This window comes from Variovorax sp. YR750 (assembly GCF_900109805.1).
Taxonomy (GTDB): domain Bacteria; phylum Pseudomonadota; class Gammaproteobacteria; order Burkholderiales; family Burkholderiaceae_C; genus Variovorax; species Variovorax gossypii.
Window position 1 is genome coordinate 263,941 of the sequence record NZ_FOBJ01000004.1, and the last position, 19,040, is coordinate 282,980.

Annotated in this window: 19 protein-coding genes; 5 read left to right on the forward strand and 14 right to left on the reverse strand. The window is 67.8% G+C overall.

The annotated features are described in order from the left end of the window. Nucleotides 1-54: 54 nt before the first annotated feature. The 14 genes from BMY35_RS10360 to fliE form a co-directional block, all read right to left on the reverse strand. Entirely contained in the window at nucleotides 55-1,347 is a 1,293-nt protein-coding gene (locus BMY35_RS10360; RefSeq protein ID WP_093197822.1) for an EAL and HDOD domain-containing protein, read from the reverse strand. A gap of 20 nt (nucleotides 1,348-1,367) precedes the next feature. Further along, the gene (gene cheA, locus BMY35_RS10365) at nucleotides 1,368-3,461 is read right to left on the reverse strand and encodes a chemotaxis protein CheA (protein WP_093197824.1); all 2,094 of its coding nucleotides are present in this window, start codon (nucleotides 3,459-3,461) and stop codon (nucleotides 1,368-1,370) included. A gap of 25 nt (nucleotides 3,462-3,486) precedes the next feature. Then, nucleotides 3,487-4,356 carry a flagellar motor protein MotB gene (motB, locus tag BMY35_RS10370; protein WP_093197827.1) on the reverse strand — a complete coding sequence of 290 codons (870 nt, stop codon included), beginning with the start codon at nucleotides 4,354-4,356 and terminating at the stop codon, nucleotides 3,487-3,489. A 31-nt stretch (nucleotides 4,357-4,387) separates the two neighbouring features. After that, nucleotides 4,388-5,248 carry a flagellar motor stator protein MotA gene (gene motA / locus BMY35_RS10375; RefSeq protein ID WP_093197830.1) on the reverse strand — a complete coding sequence of 287 codons (861 nt, stop codon included), beginning with the start codon at nucleotides 5,246-5,248 and terminating at the stop codon, nucleotides 4,388-4,390. Nucleotides 5,249-5,324: 76 nt separating this feature from the next. Continuing rightward, on the reverse strand, nucleotides 5,325-5,921 hold the full coding sequence (flhC, locus tag BMY35_RS10380) for a flagellar transcriptional regulator FlhC (protein ID WP_093197832.1): 597 nt from the start codon (nucleotides 5,919-5,921) through the stop codon (nucleotides 5,325-5,327). Next, the gene (gene flhD / locus BMY35_RS10385; protein ID WP_256228294.1) at nucleotides 5,918-6,286 is read right to left on the reverse strand and encodes a flagellar transcriptional regulator FlhD; all 369 of its coding nucleotides are present in this window, start codon (nucleotides 6,284-6,286) and stop codon (nucleotides 5,918-5,920) included. Before flhD ends, flhC begins: the two co-directional genes overlap by 4 nt. 336 nt (nucleotides 6,287-6,622) lie before the next feature. Further along, on the reverse strand, nucleotides 6,623-6,898 hold the full coding sequence (locus BMY35_RS10390) for an EscU/YscU/HrcU family type III secretion system export apparatus switch protein (RefSeq protein WP_093197837.1): 276 nt from the start codon (nucleotides 6,896-6,898) through the stop codon (nucleotides 6,623-6,625). Continuing rightward, nucleotides 6,895-8,199 carry a flagellar hook-length control protein FliK gene (locus tag BMY35_RS10395; RefSeq protein WP_093197840.1) on the reverse strand — a complete coding sequence of 435 codons (1,305 nt, stop codon included), beginning with the start codon at nucleotides 8,197-8,199 and terminating at the stop codon, nucleotides 6,895-6,897. Before BMY35_RS10395 ends, BMY35_RS10390 begins: the two co-directional genes overlap by 4 nt. 43 nt (nucleotides 8,200-8,242) lie before the next feature. Further along, nucleotides 8,243-8,575, reverse strand: coding sequence for a flagellar protein FliT (locus tag BMY35_RS10400; protein ID WP_256228295.1), 333 nt, complete (start codon nucleotides 8,573-8,575; stop codon nucleotides 8,243-8,245). Nucleotides 8,576-8,603: 28 nt separating this feature from the next. Beyond that, entirely contained in the window at nucleotides 8,604-9,023 is a 420-nt protein-coding gene (fliS, locus tag BMY35_RS10405) for a flagellar export chaperone FliS (protein ID WP_093197841.1), read from the reverse strand. A 33-nt stretch (nucleotides 9,024-9,056) separates the two neighbouring features. Then, a complete protein-coding gene (gene fliD / locus BMY35_RS10410; protein WP_093197844.1) occupies nucleotides 9,057-10,499 on the reverse strand; it encodes a flagellar filament capping protein FliD in 1,443 nt (480 codons plus the stop codon). A gap of 49 nt (nucleotides 10,500-10,548) precedes the next feature. Further along, on the reverse strand, nucleotides 10,549-10,896 hold the full coding sequence (locus BMY35_RS10415) for a flagellar protein FlaG (protein WP_177213603.1): 348 nt from the start codon (nucleotides 10,894-10,896) through the stop codon (nucleotides 10,549-10,551). A gap of 184 nt (nucleotides 10,897-11,080) precedes the next feature. Continuing rightward, nucleotides 11,081-12,739, reverse strand: a complete 1,659-nt coding sequence (locus BMY35_RS10420) for a FliC/FljB family flagellin (protein WP_093197849.1) — start codon at nucleotides 12,737-12,739, stop codon at nucleotides 11,081-11,083. Between the two features lie 191 nt (nucleotides 12,740-12,930). After that, nucleotides 12,931-13,248: a flagellar hook-basal body complex protein FliE gene (gene fliE / locus BMY35_RS10425; RefSeq protein WP_093197852.1), complete on the reverse strand. Its 318-nt coding sequence runs from the start codon at nucleotides 13,246-13,248 to the stop codon at nucleotides 12,931-12,933. Nucleotides 13,249-13,532: 284 nt separating this feature from the next. On the opposite strand from fliE, the gene fliF reads away from it, so the two are divergent. From fliF to fliJ, 5 genes are read left to right on the forward strand one after another with little or no spacing between them, the layout of a single operon-like run. Next, nucleotides 13,533-15,272, forward strand: a complete 1,740-nt coding sequence (gene fliF / locus BMY35_RS10430) for a flagellar basal-body MS-ring/collar protein FliF (RefSeq protein ID WP_093197854.1) — start codon at nucleotides 13,533-13,535, stop codon at nucleotides 15,270-15,272. Further along, nucleotides 15,265-16,263 (forward strand): flagellar motor switch protein FliG, encoded by a 999-nt coding sequence (fliG, locus tag BMY35_RS10435; protein ID WP_093197857.1) that lies wholly within the window; start codon nucleotides 15,265-15,267, stop codon nucleotides 16,261-16,263. The genes fliF and fliG overlap by 8 nt, the downstream gene beginning before the upstream one ends. Continuing rightward, nucleotides 16,250-17,077, forward strand: a complete 828-nt coding sequence (gene fliH / locus BMY35_RS10440) for a flagellar assembly protein FliH (protein ID WP_093197859.1) — start codon at nucleotides 16,250-16,252, stop codon at nucleotides 17,075-17,077. The genes fliG and fliH overlap by 14 nt, the downstream gene beginning before the upstream one ends. Nucleotides 17,078-17,082: 5 nt before the next feature. Beyond that, nucleotides 17,083-18,567 carry a flagellar protein export ATPase FliI gene (fliI, locus tag BMY35_RS10445; protein ID WP_093197862.1) on the forward strand — a complete coding sequence of 495 codons (1,485 nt, stop codon included), beginning with the start codon at nucleotides 17,083-17,085 and terminating at the stop codon, nucleotides 18,565-18,567. Continuing rightward, nucleotides 18,564-19,019, forward strand: a complete 456-nt coding sequence (gene fliJ, locus BMY35_RS10450; RefSeq protein ID WP_093197864.1) for a flagellar export protein FliJ — start codon at nucleotides 18,564-18,566, stop codon at nucleotides 19,017-19,019. The genes fliI and fliJ overlap by 4 nt, the downstream gene beginning before the upstream one ends. Nucleotides 19,020-19,040: the final 21 nt, after the last annotated feature.

Genomic DNA, 19,040 nt, shown 5'->3' on the forward strand with positions numbered 1-19,040 from the left:
TTCCAATGGACCGATCAGACGCGCGAATGCCCTGCACTTCAGGCCTCCTTCGCGTCATGGGCCACCCGCGGCCGGGCTGGCGTCCTGCGCCCACACCAGTGCCGACAGCTGCGCCGCGTTGACCTGCGCCGGGCTCAGGAACAGGGCTTCCGACAGGCGTGCGGCCTCTCCGTCGTCGCGCTCGCAGCTCTCGGCGAGCGCGACGAAGGGGCCGTAAAGCCCGCCACGCGAAAGAATGGCCTGCTGCACCGCCTCGGTGAGCTGCACCTTGCGCAGCACGCCTTCCATCGAGACGCCCAGCAACTGGTCGAGCAGCGAGAACATGCCGGCCACGAAGAGGTTGTCGGCCTCGCTGGCCGGCAGCATGCCCTGCCCGACCAGCTCGACGAAGCGCCCGCGCAGGATGGCCTTCTTCATCATGTACGGCGAACCCGCCTTGTTGCTGGTGGCCAGCAACAGCGAAAGCCAGCGGTACAGCGGCGAGTAGCCGAGCATGGCCACGGCATGGCGCAGCGAATGGATCTCCACCGCCATGCCCACGGCGGGCGAGTTGATGTAGCGCAGCAGCCGGTAGGTGAGCGCGGCGTCGTGCTTCAGTGCAGCTTCGATGACGCGCAGGTCTTCGTTGCGCTGGAGCATCTGCATCAGCTGCACGATCAGCAGCGCCTCGGGCTGCAGCGCGTCTTCGGTCTCGCGCACCGGCGGATTGCTGAACGCGCCGTCGACGAACACGCTTACGCGACGTCCGGCGCAGGCGTCGAATGCGGTCCAGTCTTCCACGCGCGAGACGATGGGCTCCACCGGGGGATGGCCCAGCTGGGCATCCTGCCGCAGCCGCATCACTGTTTCGGCGTCGTGCGCGCCCACCTCGAAGTGGGTGACGATGGAGCGCAGCTCCGGGTCTTCAGGCAGCCCGGAGGCGCCGCACAGCATGAAGCCGAAGCCCTGCTCGCGCAGGAACAGCACGATGGAGCGCAGATCGGCGTCGAGCATTTCCTCGGCACCCATGCACAGCACCACCTGCTGCGGCGGCAGCGACTGCAGGTCGCTCTGGAACAGCGCGTCGACCGTCACGTCGACGAACAGCATCTGCGAACCCAGCAGCCAACCGCCGGACCCAGGATTGAGGTGCATGGCGAGCGTGTCCGTGAGCGCCTTGACGCCCGCGGCGCCGGACGCCTCGGAACCCTCGTCCGCGGAACGCCATGCCATGCGATAGCCGATGACGCGCCGCTGCGCGTCGAGCAGCATGGCATAGGCCACGCGGCCGTCGGCACCGGCCTCTGCATGCGCGGGTGCATCGTTGCCGGTGTCTTCGGAAGAGCGACGGAAGAAATCAAACCGCATTCAGCTGTCTCCGTCGTGTGTCAAAGCGCAATGGCGTCCGTCCTTCGGGCCGCGCCCGCGAGTGCGGCCGTGCTCGCGGCCTGCGCGCGCTGGATTCGCGGCATGGCGCCCACGTCGATGATGAAGGCCACGCTGCCGTCGCCGAGGATGGTCGCGGCGGAGATGCCGGGCACCTTGCGGTAGTTGGTCTCCAGGTTCTTCACCACCACCTGGTGCTGGCCCAGCAGTTCGTCCACCAGCAGCGCGAAGCGGCTGTCGTCGGCCTGCACGATCACCAGGATGCCCTGGGTGGGATGCGTCTGCGCACCCGCCACGTCGAACACGCGGTGCAGCTCGATCAGCGGCAGGTATTCGCCGCGCACGCGGATCACGTGGCCGTCGGCGGTGATGGAGTGAAGGTGCTCGGGCAGCGGCTGCAGCGACTCGATGACGTAGCTCAGCGGCAGGATGTAGGCCTCGCTGCCCACCTTCACCGACATGCCGTTGAGGATGGCCAGCGTCAGCGGCAGCACGATGCGCGTGGTGGTGCCCTGCCCGCCGCGCGAATGGATCTCGACGTGGCCGCCCATTTCCTGGATGTTGCGCTTGACCACGTCCATGCCCACGCCGCGGCCCGAGATGTCGGTGACCTGCTCGGCGGTGGAGAAGCCGGGCGCGAAGATGAGCTGCCACACCTCCTCGTCGGGCATCGATTCGCTGACCGGCAGGCCCTGCTGCATGGCCTTGGCGAGGATGCGCTCGCGGTTGAGGCCGGCGCCGTCGTCGCTCACCTCGATCACGATGTTGCCGCCGTGGTGCTGCGCCGACAGCAGCAGCTGGCCGGTGGCGTCCTTGCCCTTGGCCAGGCGCACGTCGGGCGTCTCGATGCCGTGGTCGAGGCTGTTGCGCACCAGGTGCGTGAGCGGGTCGACGATGCGCTCGATCAGGCCCTTGTCGAGCTCGGTTTCCTTGCCGTAGGTGTCCAGGCGAACCTGCTTGCCGAGCTTGGCGCTCACGTCGCGAATGACGCGCGGGAAGCGGCTGAACACGTAGTCCATCGGCATCATGCGGATGGACATCACCGATTCCTGCAGGTCGCGGGCATTGCGCTCCAGGTGGCCCAGGCCGCTGAGGAAGCGCTCGTAGGCCACCGGGTCGAGCATGGTCGCGGCCTGCGTGAGCATCGACTGCGTGATGACGAGCTCGCCCACGAGGTTGATGAGCTGGTCGACCTTCTCCACGTCGACGCGGATGGAGCTGGATTCCTTGGCACCGGCCGAAGCTGCCGCGGCGGGCGCGGAGGAAGCAGCCTGCGGCTTCGACGCTTCGGCGACAACTGCCGCTGCTGCAGCAGCAGCAGGTTCCGGCGCAGCCACGGGCACGGGAGCTTCGACCACGGCAGCGGCCTCTTCCGCCGCGGCGGCTGTTTCATGCGTGATGTCGATCTGCGACTCGTCGATGACGAAGCAGCAGACCGCGACGATGTCGTCGGGCGCGCAGGTGGTCTCCAGCAGCACGGTCAACTGGTCGTTGCTGCGCGTGCGCGACAGCACCTTGCCGAGGTTGGCCAGCTCGCCCGCCAGAAGATCGCATTCGCTTTCCGACAGGCGCGCGAAGCGGATGCGAAGCGCGCCGCTACCGCCGGCTGCGACCGGCGCCGCGGGCGCGGCCACGGGTGCCGGGGCCGGAACGGGTGCGGGAGCCGGAGCGGGTGCAGTCGCCGGTGCAGGTGCCGCCGCACTGGCATCGCCGCTTTCCAGCGCGAGTTGCTGGAGCACGCCGCAGATGTGCGCGACCATGTCCGGGTCCGGCTCCTTGCCGGCCTGGTAGGCAGTGAGTTGTTCTTGCAAGGCGTCCTTCGTTTCAAGGAATGCATCGATCATTCGGCCGTTCAGGCGCAGCTGCCCATGGCGGGCGCGGTCCAGAAGCGATTCGAGGACGTGCGTGGTGTTGGTCAGGGCGGTGAAACCGAAAGTCGCGGCGCCGCCCTTGATCGAGTGCGCCGCACGGAAGATGGCATTGAGCTGTTCGCTGTCGGGCGCCTCGACGTCGAGCTCCAGCAGCAGCTGCTCCATCTCCGCGAGCAGTTCGACGGCTTCGACGAAAAAGGCTTGGGTGAATTGACTGAGGTCCATCTCTTGAGCTCTTGTTGTTTTGTTGTTACGGCGCTTTCGCGGCCGCCTTGCCGATGCGCGTGCCGACGGGCTCGGTGCTGTTCTCGCGCTCGATGCGCTCCTGCGTGCGGTGGTTGAGCAGGATGATGCTGATGCGGCGGTTGATCGGGTTGCGCGGATCGGCCTTGTCCAGGTGCATGCTGTCGGCCAGCCCGATCACGCGCAGCACCTTGCCGTCGGTCATGCCGCCTGCCACGAGCTCGCGCCGCGAGGCGTTGGCGCGGTCGGACGAGAGCTCCCAGTTGCCGTAGGAACGGTCGTTGGTGTAGACGATGGCGTCGGTGTGGCCCGACAGCGTGATCTTGTTGGGCAGGCCGTTGAGCGCGGGCGCCAGCTCGCGCAGGATGGCTCGCATGTGCGGCACCACGCGCGCGCTGGCCAGCTCGAACATGGGCCGGTTCTCGGTGTCGACGATCTGCAGGCGCAGGCCCTCTGTGGTGATGTCGATCAGGATCTGCGAGCGGAACTGCTGGAAGACGGGACTCTTCTCGATCAGCTCGTCGAGCTTCTTCTTCATCTCGGCAAGGCGTTCGGCGTCGGCCTGTTCCTCGGCATCGGCCTGCCTGACCTCTCCCTCGACGTGCATCACGTCGGCGCCGCCTCCCGGAATCATGCTGGTGCTGAGGCTGGACTTGTCGCCGCCGCTCAGCGCCACGCGCAGCGGCATGCGGAAGTGCTCGGCAATGCCCTCGCGCTGCTTCGGGCTGGAGATCGACAGCAGCCACATCACGAGGAAGAAGGCCATCATGGCCGTCATGAAGTCGGCATAGGCGATCTTCCAGCCACCGCCATGGGCGCCGCCGTGCTTGCCCTTGTGGACGTGCTTGAAGATGACCCTGGGCTTCTCGTCGCTCATGACATGCGTACCTGTTCGCGTGCCTGCCGCGTCAGCGTGCCTTGACCTCGCGGACGTGGTCGTCCAGCTCGGTGAACGAGGGGCGCTCCGTCGAGAACAGCACCTTGCGGCCGAACTCCACCGCGAGCTGCGGCGCATAGCCGTTGAGGTTGGCCAGCAGCGTGACCTTGGCGCACTGGTAGATCTTCATGCCCTCTTCCACCTTCTGCTCGATCAGCGAGGCCAGCGGCGACACGAAGCCGTAGGCCAGCAGCACGCCGAGGAAGGTGCCGACCATGGCGTGCGCGATGAGCGCGCCCATTTCCGAGGGCGGCAGGTGGGCGGAGCCGAGCGCGTGCACCACGCCCATCACGGCCGCGACGATGCCCAGCGCGGGCAGCGCGTCGCCCACGCGCGAGAGGCTGTGGCCGGGCACTTCGGCCTCGTGGCGGATGGTCTCGATCTCGTGGTCCATCAGCGCCTCGATCTCGTGCGCGTCGGTGTTGCCGCTGATGACAAGGCGCAGGTAGTCGCACAGGAAGACGGTGATGCCCTCGTGCGCCAGGATGTTCGGGTAGCGCGTGAAGATCTCGCTCTGGGCCGGGTCCTCGACGTCGGTCTCCAGCTTCATCATCCCTTCCTTGCGGGCCTTGGCGAGCAGCTCGTACAGCAGCGCGAGCAGGTCCATGTAGAGCTGGCGGTTGTGCTTGGAGGTACGCAGCAGCAGCGGCAGCTCCTTGATGGTCGCCCTGATGGTCTTGCCGTTGTTGCCCGCGATGAACGCGCCCAATGCGGAGCCGCCGATCATGAGCAGCTCGACCGGCTGGAACAGCACTCCGAAGTGGCCGCCCATGAGGCCGTAGCCGCCGAACACGGCGCCTATCACCACGAGATATCCAACCAGAACCAGCACGCGCTTCCCCTATCGCCCCTTAGAGCGTCGAATCAACAAAGCCGGGCCCGCGGCATGCGCGGGCGGGGCACTTTTCCTAGACGGCGCCGCCGATGTCCATCACTGGCGTGGGCGCGATCGCCACCAGCCCGTTGCGGCGCACCTCGGCGGCCTTGCCGGGCTTGCGTGCCTTGCCCGCGCGCGAAGGCGGGCGGCACAGCACGCACACGTATCCGTTCTTGTTGTCGTGGGCATGCGCCACGAAGTGACCGCCGCAACGGCAGCAGGTGCTCAGCTGCAGCATGTCGCTGTCGAAGAAGCGCACCATGGTCTCGGCGCGGGTGAAGTCGAGCACCACCTCGCCGCCGTTGGCCACCACCTGCTCGGTGTAGAGGCGATAGGCCTTGATGAGCGCGGGCAGTTCGTTCTCGTCCGCCTCGTCGAGCATGAAGCGGTAGATGTTGTAGAACATCGACGAGTGGATGTTGGCCAGCCACGTCATGTACCAGTCGGTCGAGAACGGCAGCAGGCCCTTGGGCGGGGAAACGCCCTTGAGTTCCTTGTACAGGCGGATCAGCCGCTCGCGGCTCAGCGCGACGGCGGCCTCCAGGAACTGCAGGCGGGCGCCGAGCCCGATCAGCTCGATCGCGAGCTGCACCTGCCGGACCTCGCCCAGGACGCTCTTGGCTGTCACGCCGCGCTCGCTCCGCGCATCTGCGCCTGCGAATCGACCTGGGCCTGCGCCTGGCGCGCGGCCATCAGTATCGACATGTGGGCTTGCTGCAGCGCGGGCTCCTTGCCCTCGCCGACCACCGCGAACATCGGGCGGTCGTCCAGCCGGAAGCTACACAGGAGGAAGTTGGAAGCGGCCAGCTTCACGATCTGGCTGAGCGACATGTTCGCCAGCAGATCGGCCAGTTCGCGGCCCACGCCAAGGCGGAACATCGCCTCGGCCCGGTCCTGCTTGACCAGCTTCTGCGCCAGCAGCATATAGGCCAGATTTATCTCGCCGATTTCTCTCGAAATCACGCCGGTTGCGGTGATGTTGCAGTTTTCCACGTCTGATCCCATTTCCGATTCAAAGCTCACTTCGTGCTCCTAACAATCGTGTATACATTATATACACAAAGTTTTACATGTTGAAGTGTTTTGTATGACAGGAGGATAAAAAAAGTAGGAGGTGTCTGACACGCGACACCCGTTTCCCTAGTGAAACGTGTCGTTTACAGGCGTCAGTCTTTCCGGTAACAAATGTTTCTTGCGGAACTTTTCGAGGCCGTAATTTATTCGTGAACAACATCGAATTAATAAATACTATGAGCGTATTTCCGTTCGATGAAAGACCGTTTCCGGGGATATTCCGATCCATGAATTCACATTGATCCATATGGTCAATTAGTCGCCTGCGCGACCCTCCAGACCGTAGACCCAGGCCATCACCTCGGCCACCGCGAGGTACAGCTGCGGCGGGATCTGCCGATCCAGGTCGACCTGCATGAGCAGCTTCACGAGGTCGGCCGACGAATGCACGTACAACCCGTGCTCGCGCGCCTCGCGCATGATCGATTCGGCGACCACGCCGTAACCCTTGGCCACGACGACGGGCGCGCGCGTCTTGTCCGCATACGACAGGGCGACGGCGCTGCTGCGGTTGTCGAGCAACTCGTTCATGCCGCCACCGCCTCCTTCTCGGCCACCAGCACCTGCTGGAGCTGCAGGCCCACGGCGTCGAAGCGCTTAGCGAGCCGGCCGGCGTCGCCGCGCAGGCGCGCCATGGTCGAGGCTTCGCGCGCCAGAAGATGCGCCTGCACGGCGGAGCCTTCGAGGCTCAGGCGCAGGTCGACTTCGCCGAGCTTCGGCAGCGCCAGCGACACCGTGGTCGACCAGCGGCGCTTGCCCTCTTCCTCCACCGCACCGCTGTCGCGGGCATCGGGCTGCGCATGCTCTTCCTCGACCGACCAGCTCATCGGCACGTCGGGCCAGGCCTGGCCGCTCCAGCGGAAGACGGCGGTCGCCAGCAAGTCCAGCTGCTGGTGCACGAGCGTGACGGCCTGCGGATGGATCACTTCGCCGCCGCGCGATGCCGGCGCGGCCGCGGCGCCATCGGCCTGGCGCGCGGAGTCGCCCACGCGATGAGCGGCCATCGAAGAATCGAGCGTGCCACCGGGCGACGACGCGCTCTCCGGCTGGCGATAGGCCGCCTGCACCCGCGCCGCGTCGTTCGCCGCGGCCTGTTCCAAAGGCTGCGGTTTGCCTTGCATGAAAGAGCCGTCGGCGTTCCGCGATTGCGCATCGCCGGCGGGTGCCTGCGGTGCAACCGCATTAGCCGCGGCGACCCCATCGCCCCTTTGCGCCGGAGGTTGCGCCGGCGCCGCGAGCGAAGGCAATGCATCGGGAGAATCGACGATCGCCGCCAGCGCGGCGGCAGTCGCCGCCGGCGACGCGACCGGTGCACCGGCCTGCGCCTTCGCAGCCACCGGCACGGCCCATTGCGCCTGCGGTTCCTGCCTCATCTGCGCGAGAGAGCGGCCACCCGCCGCGAACGACGCCAGGTGCGACTCGTAGAAGAGGCCGCTGTCCGACACGGTCTGCGCCAGCACCCCGGCCAGCTGCGCCGCGCTCACGGCTTGCCCGCGCGTCGGCACCAGCGGCGCAGCGCCGCGCACCGGTCCCGGCTGCGCCTGCAGGTCGGCCAGCACGGCACCGATGACGCGCGCCGCGACCGACAGCCGGGCGGCCACCGAGGACGGGGCGCCCGCGGCGAGATGCGCGGTGCCGCCGGCTGCGGCGCCGGGAATCTGCCTGTCGAGCGCTGCATTGGAAGGCAGCCGCACATCGTTCTCGACCTTGCCGATCGCCACCGCCGGACCGGGCGCGCCTATCGCGGCCTCGGGCTTGATGCCGAGGACGTCGAGGCGCGGTGCCAGCCTTGCGGCAAGCAGTGCGTCGAGCAATCCGGCGAGTCCAGTCATGATTCGGCTTCTTCGGTGTGTCGGGTCCGGGCGGCGGGCGCGCTCAGTGCGGCGGCCCGTAGGCCCGGCCGAGGTTCTTCTGCTGGGTCAGATAGCCCATGCGCCCGATCAGGTCCTCGAGCTGCGGCTTGATGAGCCCCGACACCTCCGCCTGGTCCGAGCGGATGCGCTCGAGCAGATAGAGCACGTGCTCGACCTGCTCCGCATCCAGCGACTCGTGCGGCTCGATGACTCGCAGGCGATCCACCATGGCCGAGCAGCGCTCCTCGAGCGCGGGGAGCTGGCCCCATTCCTTGGCGTGCGCCAGCACGAGCATCGAAGCGATGGTCGCAGCCAGCTCTTCGTAGCAATAAACGACCTCACTCCGGAATGCCATGTTTTCCTGTTTCTCTTGCGGTTGCATTTCAGCTGCGGGCCCGCTCGTCGATCTCCCGCCAGGCGGAAGCGATGTTCTCGAGCAGCCGGTCGGCCTCTTCCAGGGCCTGCACGTCGTTGTGCAGGTTGGCCCGGAACAGCCGCTGGACGATGTAGTCATACAGCGCCGACAGGTTGCCCACGAGTTCGGCGCCGGCCTCGCCGGCTGCCTTGGCGTCGAGAGCGGCCTTCAGGCCGTTGTCGACGATGCCGATGGCCTTGGAGATCGCATTGCCCTTGGCCTCGATCTCGCCTGTCGCCATGTGGTGCCGGGCCATGCCGATGGCGGTCTTCGCGCCATCGAAGAGCATCACGATGAGCTGGTGCGGCGACGCGCTCATCGCGCTCGTTTCCACGCCGACGCGGGCATACGCGCCGGCGCCCGTGCGCATGTTGTGGGAGGTGTACATCCGCTGGTCTCCGTGTCTGCTGCTTCAGTACGCCTACTTGCTGCTGCTCGACATCGCCTCGAACTGCTGCGTGAGGTAGTTCTTGGTGTTGTTCATCTTGTTGATCAGCACGTCGAGCTGGTTGAACTGCGCGCGATAGCGGGCGACCGTGGAGTCCACGCGCAGCTGCATCGCGTCGTACTGGGTGTCGAGCTCCTTGATCGTCGCGGTCACGCCGTCGCTCGCCACCTTCAGGGAACCCTTGGTGACGTCGTCCACCAGGGCGTCGATCTGCTTGCCGTAGCCGGCCGTGCTGCCCGTGGCGCTGGAGAACATGTTCGCCACGCCCTTCAGGTTATTGGCGAGGGCCTTGTCGAGCTTGTCGGAATCCACGGCCAGGGTGCCGTCCTTCTGGAAGGACACGCCGATCTCGGTGAGCACCTTCATGCTGTTGCCGGTGCCGGCCTGCGGCGTGGTGAGCGCCTGGCGGATGCGCGTCTGCAGGTTGCGCAGCGTGCTGTCGCCCACCAGCGCGGCGGCGGTGTTGGTGTCGGCGTCGTACGTGGTCAGCGAGGTGGCGGTGCTCTGCAGGGCGTTGTAGGCCTTCACGAAGTCGTTGATCGCAGTCTTCGCGCCGGCCGTGTTCTCCTTCATCGAGAGCCCGGTCTTTCCGGTGTTCACCAGCGTCAGCGTGGCGCCCTGGATGGCTTCCTTCACGGTGTTGGTCGCGCTGGTGATGTCGATTCCGTTGACGTTGAGCTTCGCGTTCTGCGCCGCGGCCGTCTGCTTCAGGTTCTGCGTGCCGGCCGGGTCGTTGTTCAGCAGGTTCTGCAGCGCGGCGTCGCCGTCGACCGAAATCCGCATGCTCGACTTCTCGCCGGTCTGCGAGGAAGTCAGCACCAGGCGGTTGGGCGTGCCGCTGCCGTCGTTCACGATGCTGGCCGTGACGCCGGCGTTGGCGCCGTTGATCGCGTTGCGGATGCCTTCCAGCGTGTTGTTGGTCGGATCGATGGTGATCGACTTGGCTGTCTGGCTCGCGTCCGCGGTGAACGTGGCCCCGGTGTACTTGCCGGTCGCGGCGTCGAGGGTGCCGCCCGAGACGGCGCCGAAGTCGATGGTGATCTTGCCGTTGCCGATCGCTGTCTTGGTGTCGGCCTGGCCCGCGCTCACCACGGTCTGCGCCTGCGCGAGCTGCGTCACGTCGATGGTGTAGTTGCCGGCCGCGCTCGCGTCGGTGGCGGTTGCCGACAGGATGCCGCTGACCGTCGGCGTGCCGGTCACGCTCTGGAACAGCGTCGGGTCGCCCAGCTTCTTGGCCGCCGTCTGCAGCGTGGCGAGGGCGCTCTGGATCGTGCCGTAGGCCGACAGCTTGCTCGTGTAGCTCTTGGCCTTGGCCTGCAGCGCCACCATGGGCTGCTTCTCGGCCGTCTCGAGCTGCGTGAGCAAGGAGGCGAGGTCGAGATTGGCGCCTACGCCGAGGCTGCTGATGGTTGCCATGTGGATGCTTTCCTGTCTGTCCTTGATTGAGAGTGCCGGTGCCGGGGCCTCAGGCCGCCTGGTCCACCAGCAGCCCGTTGCCGTCGTGCATCAGCTTCGCGATGCGCACGACTTCTTCATTGGGAATCTGGCGGATGACCTCGCCGCTGGCGCGATCGACCACCTTGACGACGACCATGTCCGTTTCCTTGTCGACCTCGAACTGCAGGCCGACCTCGCGCAGCGCGAGCGACTCGTTCACCTGCCGCACAGCCTGCTCGACCTGGACCGGCGTCGCGTCGTTCTTCGCGTCGTCCTTCCCGGCCGTGGCCGCGCCGCGCACATCCGCGCCCGCCCCCGCGACGCCGCCGACGAGCAGCTGCGTCCACTGGTTGTCCTTCACGGAATTCGCCGACATGGGGTTCAACATCATTTCCACCTTGTTGTGCTGGGTTCGCTGTCCTCTGCGGCCTCGCCCACCGGGGCATGGCCGCAGAGGACAGCGCAGGCACTCCCGGCTTGCTCCGGGGGCCTGCGCCCGCCGGACCCCGCCCTTTCGGGAGGGGCCCGGCATTCCTCTTCCTTGGGTCAGTTCCTTTCGATCAACGCAGGAGCGACAGCACGCCTTGCGTGGTCTGGTTGGCTTGCGACAGCACCGAGGTACCGGCTTGCTGCAGGATCTGGGCGCGCGTCATGTTCGACACTTCGACCGCGTAGTCGGCGTCTTCGATGCGCGAACGCGACGAGGACAGGTTGGTCACCGTGGTGCCGAGGTTGGCGATCACCGAGTCGAAACGGTTCTGCACCGCACCCAGCGAGCTGCGCAGCTTGTCGACCTTCGACAGGGCGGCGTCGAGGGCCTTCAGCGGGTCGACGGTCGACTTGGCATCGCTCACGGCGTTGGTCGTCAGCTTGCCGGGCTTGGTGGAGTCCGCGTACACGACGCTGCCTTGCGCATCGGTCACCACGCCATTGGCATTCAGGTTGATCGATTCAGCGGCGGTCGTCGTCAGGCCGCTCACGCCGATGTAGGCACCGGTCACGGCACCGCCGGCTGCTGCCACTGCGTAGGCAGCGGTAGCGCCACCGCCGTCGATGTCGATGCTGCCCGCGCCAGCGTTGATCTTGGCGGCAACCTGGTCGGCCGTGGCGCGCTCGCCTGCAACCGCGAAGGTGCTGGCGCCGGCTGCTGCCGTCACCACGGTGTACGAAGCGCCGGTCGCGCCGATGGTGATCGAATCGCCAGCAGCGGACATGCCGGTGGCTTGCTCGAGCACCGACGACAGCGTGGCAGCGGTCGTTGCGCCAGCGCCCGTCTTGGTCAGGTTCTTCGAAGCGTCGAGGTACAGGGCCGAGCCGTCGGCTGCGTCGGTCATCGCGCCGTTGCTGTCGATCTTGACGTCCATCGAACGGTTGCCGAGCTTGACCGTGGCGGTCACGCTGGTGCCGGCCGGCGGGGTCAGGGATGCGAGCGTGTTGGCCTGGCTGCGGGTGGCTTCCGTGGCGGTGTAGCTCTTGGTCGCTGCGCTGTAGGTGTAGGTTGCGCCGCCGGTCATGGTGACCGTGCCGCCGTCCTGCATCTTGGCCAGCACGTCGTTGGCCGTGGCGCCGTTGGCGGCAGTGGTCAACGTGCGGCTGTAGGCCGTGATGCCGTTGGTCGTCGCACCAGCGGTGAAGCCGGCGACCAGCAGGTCGGAAGCCGTGGCGGTCTTGTTCTTCGAACCGGTGTTGTTGACGTTGAAGCCGTCCAGGCCCAGGGTCTTGGCGCTGATTTCCTGCAGGTCGATGTCGATGGTTTCGCCATCGTTCGCGCCGACTTGCACGGTCAGCTTGCCGGCGTCAGCCGACAGGACCTTCACGCCGTTGAACTGGGTCTGTTCCGACACGCGGTTGATTTCGTCCAGACGCTGGCTGATTTCCGACTGGATCGAGTCCAGGTCGCTGGCCGAGTTCGTGCCCGTGCCGGCTTGCACCGACAGTTCGCGGATGCGCTGCAGGTTGTTGTTGACTTCGGTCAGGGCGCCTTCGGTCGTCTGGGCGATCGAGATGCCGTCGTTGGCGTTGCGGGTCGCTTGCGTCAGGCCCTTGATGTTGGCCGTGAAGCGGTTGGCGATGGCCTGGCCGGCGGCATCGTCCTTGGCGCTGTTGATGCGCATGCCCGAAGACAGGCGCTCGATGGCGCTGTTCAACGCCGACTGCGACTTGTTGAGGTTGTTCTGCGTGATGAGAGAGAGGCTGTTCGTGTTGATGACTTGCGCCATGTTCGACTCCTGATTGATGAAAAAAGGTTGTGGACTCCGGCTTTCGGCCGTAACGCTGGACCCGCTTCCACTGTGAGACTCAAGCCATCGTTGACTTGGTTATCGGCCAGCGTCCTGGAACCTTTAGGGGGCCGTACGAAAAAGTTCGCCTGCGCGCCCCGGAAGCCACACCCTTCGAGTCTTCAACCCGGTCAGGCCTGCAGATTCATCACTTCCTGGTAGGCCGTCACCAGCCGGCTGCGCACCTGCAGGCCGGTCTGGAACGCGACGTTCGCCTTCTGCAGGTCGACCATCACGTCGTTGAGCGCGACGCCGGGCTTGCCCAGCTCGAAGGACTCGGCCTGCGCATAGGCCTGCTGCTGCGCGCTGCTGATGTTGGCGAGCGAGCGCTTGAGCTCGGCCGCGAAGCCTCCGGCCTCGGCCGGCGCGGCCGTAGACGGCGCAATGCCCGTCTGGACCGCGGTGGTCCGCATCTGCTGCAGGACCGATTCGATGGCGCTGATGGACATGGTGATCCTCTTCCTCTTGTATGTCTGAACACTTCCGCGTGACTTGACACGGAGGAGCGAAGTCCTCCGGCTGGCTTGCAGCGTATCAAGGGAAGACCCCGATTCAAGCGCGCAACTGAGGGCAAAAACCCCGGCTGTTCGGCCATTCGAAATCCGGGTGACTGCTGACAATCGTCCGCGAAACGAACAGGCCGTGGACGACATCACCGGCCCTCCGGAATGAAATCTCAACATCGAAATCCCTCTCCCAGCATGGCAACGGCCGCGAAGAAGAAGGTGCATCCATGAGCACGGCTGCGCCAGCGGGCGCGCTGCCCGCGGCAGACAACGGCCCTGCCTCGGCCTCGCTCATCGAACGCATGCGCGCGCAGCCCCGGCTGCCGCTGATCATCGGCGGCGCGGCCCTTGTGGCCGCCGCGGCCGCGTTCATGCTCTGGAGCCGCGGGCCCGACTACAAGGTGCTCTATACCAATGTGTCGGACCGCGACGGCGGCGCGATCATCGCGTCGCTGCAGCAGATGAACGTGCCCTACAAGTTCGCCGACGGCGGCGGCGCGATCCTGATCGCGGGCGACAAGGTGGCCGAGACGCGCCTCAAGCTGGCGGCCCAGGGCCTGCCCAAGGCCGGCGGCGTGGGCTTCGAACTGATGGACAACCAGAAGTTCGGCACCAGCCAGTTCGCGGAGCAGGTCAACTACCAGCGCGGGCTCGAGGGCGAGCTGGCGCGCTCCATCGAATCCATCGGCGCCATCGAGTCGGCCCGCGTGCACCTGGCGCTGCCCAAGCCGTCGCTGTTCGTGCGCGAGCAGAAGAAGCCCTCGGCCTCGGTGGTGCTCGCGCTGGCGCGCGGACGCGGCATCGACGAGGGACAGGTCAGCGCCATCGTGCACATGATCTCCAGCAGCGTGCCCGACCTCGACGCCAAGAGCGTCACCGTGGTCGACCAGCGCGGCAACCTGCTGTCTTCCGCGCGCGGCACCGACCGCGGGCTGGACGTGAGCCAGCTCAAGTACACGCAGGAGATCGAGCAGGGCTACATCCGCCGCATCGAGGCGATCCTGCAGCCGATCGTGGGCGCGAACAACGTGCGCGCGCAGGTGGCGGCAGACATCGACTTCTCGGTGGTCGAGCACACCGACGAGAAATACAAGCCCAACCAGGACCCGTCGCAGGCCGCCATCCGCAGCCAGCAGAGCAGCGAGTCGGCGCAGCACGGCGGCGGCCAGCCCGGCGGCGTGCCGGGCGCGCTGTCGAACCAGCCGCCGGTGAACCCGACCGCGCCGATCACCGGGCCGCGCGCGCCGAACGCGCCGGGCACGCCGCCCGCACCGGGGACTCCGGGCGCGCCGGGAGCACCGGGCGCCGCCGCCTCGACGGCAGGCACCGCCTCCACCGGCCCGAGCAGCTCGCGCAAGGACACCACCACCAACTACGAACTCGACCGCACCATCCGCCACGTGCAGCAAGCCGCCGGCGGCGTGAGACGCCTGTCGGTCGCCGTGGTGGTGAACAACCGCGACGCGGTGGACGCGAGCGGCAAGACCGCCAGCCGCGCCCTCACCCCGGCAGAACTGGAGCAGATCCGCAACCTCGCGAAGGAAGCCATGGGCTTCAGCCAGGACCGCGGCGACTCGCTCAACGTGGTGAACAGCGCCTTCGCACGCGATGCCGACAGCGGCCCCGCGCCCGAGGTTCCGTTCTGGCGCGACCGCGAGAACCTCGACCTCGCCAAGACGGCCGGCCAGTACCTGCTGTACGCGCTGCTCGCGCTCTTCGCGTGGCTGGCCGTGCTTCGACCGCTGATGCGCAAGCACCTGGCTCCGCCGCCCGCGCCCGTGGCGGCCGCCCCGGTCGTCGCCGCCCCCGCCGAGCCGGACCCGAACGCACCGTCGGCCGACGAGAGCCTGCGCGAACGCGAGGCCAACCGTCGCAAGGCCGACATGGAATACGCCCACCAGGCCGCCGACAAGGATCCGAAGATGGTCGCGGCCCTGATCCAGCACTGGATGAACAACGATGAGTAGCGAACAGGGAACCCGCAAGAGCGCCATCCTGCTGATGGCACTGGGCGAAGACCGCGCCGCCGCCGCGCTGCACCAGCTGCCCACCTCCGAGGTGCAGGCGCTGGGCCTCGCGATGTCGAAGCTCAGCTCCGTCTCGAAGGACGAGCTGGCCGCGGTGCTCGCCGAATTCCGCCAGGAGACCGAGCAGCTCTCGGCCCTGCACCTTGGCTCGACCAGCTACATCCGCGCCGTGCTCAAGAAGGCGCTGGGCGACGACCGCGCGAGCAACCTGCTCGAGGACATCCTGCAGCCCGACGAGCCGCGCGGCGGCATCGAGCGCCTCAACGAGCTGGAGGCCGGCGAAGTGGCCGAGCTCATCCGCGACGAGCATCCGCAGATCCTCGCGACGCTGCTCGTGCACCTGGACCGCATGAAGGCATCGGAAGTGCTCGAGAAGCTGCCGGCGCGCCTGCGCCACGACGTGATCATGCGCGTGGCCACCTTCGGCGGCGTGCAGCCCTCGGCACTGAACGAGCTGACCGACGTGCTCACCGAGATGCTGGCCGGCCAGGGCGTGCGCCGCAGCCGCCTGGGCGGCGTGCGCACCGCGGCCGAGATCGTCAACCTCATGAGCACGAGCGTGGAGGAAGAAGCCATCGCCCACGTTCGCGAACAGGACGAGACGCTGGCTCAACGCATCGTCGACGAGATGTTCGTGTTCGAGAACCTGCTGGGGCTGGAAGACCGCAGCATCCAGCGCCTGCTCAAGGACATCGAGAGCGACTCGCTCATCATCGCGCTCAAGGGCGCGCCGATGGAGCTGCGCGACAAGTTCCTCAACAACATGTCGCAGCGCGCCGCCGAAACGCTGCGCGAAGACATGGAGCTGCGCGGTCCCGTGCGCGTGTCGCAGGTCGAGACCGAGCAGAAGGCCATCCTGCAGGTTGCCCGCCGCCTCGCGGAGGCCGGCGAAATCGTGATCGCAACGCCTGGCACCGATGAGTTCGTCTGACACCACCGCCGGCGCCTTCGGCGAATCGCGCGAGCGCCTCGCCGCCATCCACGCAGCTGCGCGCCATGCGGCCGGCGGCCCGAGGGCCTCGCGCCCTCTCTCCGCCGCCGTGAATCCGCCGGCGCTCTCCGCATGGGAGCGCTGGGAGATGGGCACCATCGACGGCAGCCCGAAGCCTTCCGCCAGCCGCAAGGCCGCCGAGCGCAAGAGCGCCCCGCCCCAGCCTTCCCAGCCGCCCCAGCCGAAGATCGATCTGGCCGACCTCGCGCGCATCCGCAAGGAAGCCCGCGTCGACGGCGAAGCCGAGGGCCGGGCCGCCGGCCTCGCGGAAGGCCGCCGAACAGGCCACACCGAAGGACTGGCCACCGGCCTCGCCGCCGCCAGCGCGCACGCGGAACGCCTGCGCGCGCTGGCCCAGTCGCTGCCCGACGCGCTGCGCCGCGCTGAAGAAGAGCTTTCGCGCACCGTGCTCGCGCTCGCGCTCGACGTGGCGCGCCAGGTGGTGCACCGCACCCTGAAGACCGAGCCCGAGTGGGTGCTGCCCGTGGTGCGCGACCTGCTCAACACCGAGCCCGCGCTGCGCGGGGAGCCGCGCCTGCTGCTGCATCCCGACGACGTGGCGCTGGTGAGAAGCAGCCTCGGCGAGGAGATCGAGGCCGCCGGCTGGCAGGTGCGCGCCGACGACGGCATCACGCGCGGCGGCTGCCGCGTGCAATCGGCCACCGGCGAGCTCGACGGCACGCTGGAAACGCGTTGGAAGCGCGTCGCCTCCGCGCTCAACGGCGACGCCGACGGACTGGCCGAGACGCAGTGACGAGCATGCAGGCCAACACCGCGACCATCGCAACCGCAGCGACCGCCGCCCCCAACCCGCACCTTCAATCGGTGCTCGGCACGCTGGAGAAGGCGCGCGCCAACATCGCGCGCTGCGAGACCACCATCGCCTCGGGCCGCCTCACGCGCGCCGTCGGGCTGGTGCTCGAAGCCGTGGGCCTGCAGCTGCCCGTGGGCAGCGACTGCCTGATAGAGCTGCCGCCCGGCCACCCGCAGCGGCATGCCGAAGCCGAGGTGGTGGGCTTCGCCGGCGACCGGCTCTTCCTGATGTCGCAGACCGAAGTCGCGGGCCTGCTGCCGGGCGCGCGCGTGTACGCACGGCCCGGCGCGCCGGAGCCCGACGAAGCGGGACTGACCGGCAACGCCCACACCAAGCGCCTGCCCGTGGGCGAAGGCATGCTCGGCCGCGTGGTCGACGCGGCCGGCCGGCCGCTCGACGGACTCGGCCCGCTGGACATGGCGCGCAAGGTGCCGCTGAGCTCCCCGCCCATCAACCCGCTGTCACGCGCGCCCATCGATTCGGTGCTCGACGTGGGCGTGCGCGCCATCAACGCGATGCTCACCGTGGGACGCGGCCAGCGCATGGGCCTGTTCGCCGGCTCCGGCGTGGGCAAGAGCGTGCTGCTGGGCATGATGGCGCGCTACACCAGCGCGGAGATCATCGTGGTCGGCCTGATCGGCGAACGCGGCCGCGAGGTGAAGGACTTCATCGAGAACACGCTGGGCGAGGAAGGACTGGCCCGCGCCGTGGTGGTGGCCGCGCCCGCCGACAACTCGCCGCTGCTGCGCCTGCAGGGCGCGGCCTACGCGACCTGCCTGGCCGAGTATTTCCGCGACCGCGGCAAGGACGTGCTGCTCATCATGGACTCGCTCACCCGCTACGCGATGGCGCAGCGCGAGATCGCGCTGGCCGTGGGCGAACCGCCCGCCACCAAGGGCTACCCGCCCTCGGTGTTCGCCAAGCTGCCCGCGCTGGTCGAACGCGCCGGCAACGGCGCGCGCGACGCGAACGGACGCGGCGGCTCGATCACCGCCTTCTACACGGTGCTGTCGGAAGGCGACGACCAGCAGGACCCCATCGCCGACTCGGCGCGCGCGATCCTCGACGGCCACGTGGTGCTCTCGCGCACGCTGGCCGAGGCCGGGCACTACCCCGCCATCGACATCGAGGCCTCCATCAGCCGCGCCATGACCGCGCTGATCCCGTCCTCGCAGTTCGACACCGTGCGCCGCTTCAAGCAGATGCTCTCGCGCTACCAGCGCAACCGCGACCTCATCAGCGTGGGCGCCTACGCGCCCGGCCACGACCTGCAGCTCGACCAGGCGATCGCGATGTACCCGCGCATCGAGGGGCTGCTGCAGCAGTCGATGGACGAGCGCGCGGGCTACGAGGAGTCGATCGCGCACCTCGAGAGCCTGTTCGCGCCCGACGCACGTGCATCCACACCACAAAAACTCCAGAAGACATGACACGCAAGCTCCCCCTCGGCATGCTGATCGACCTGGCGCACACGCAGACCGACGACGCCGCCCGGCGCCTGGGCGCGCTGCAGAACGCGCACCTCGACGCCCGCCAGAAGCTCGAACTGCTGCTGCAGTACCGGCAGGACTACCACGACCAGCTCGACGCGCTGATGCGCGACGGCCTGGCCTCCTCGCAGTGGCGCAACTACCGCAACTTCCTCGGCACGCTGGACGGCGCCATCGAGCAGCAGCGCGCCATCGCCACCCAGACCGAGAACCGGCTGGACCACGGCCGCACCGACTGGCAGCAGCAGAAGCGCCGGCTGAGCTCCTTCGACACGCTGGCCGAGCGCGTGCGCATGCAGGAAATGATGGCCGAGGCCAAGCGCGAGCAGCGCGACAGCGACGAGCGCGCCGCGCGCAAGTTCTTCGACCGCGCCTCGCATCCGACGCTTTGAGCCACGCCGACCGAATCTCCA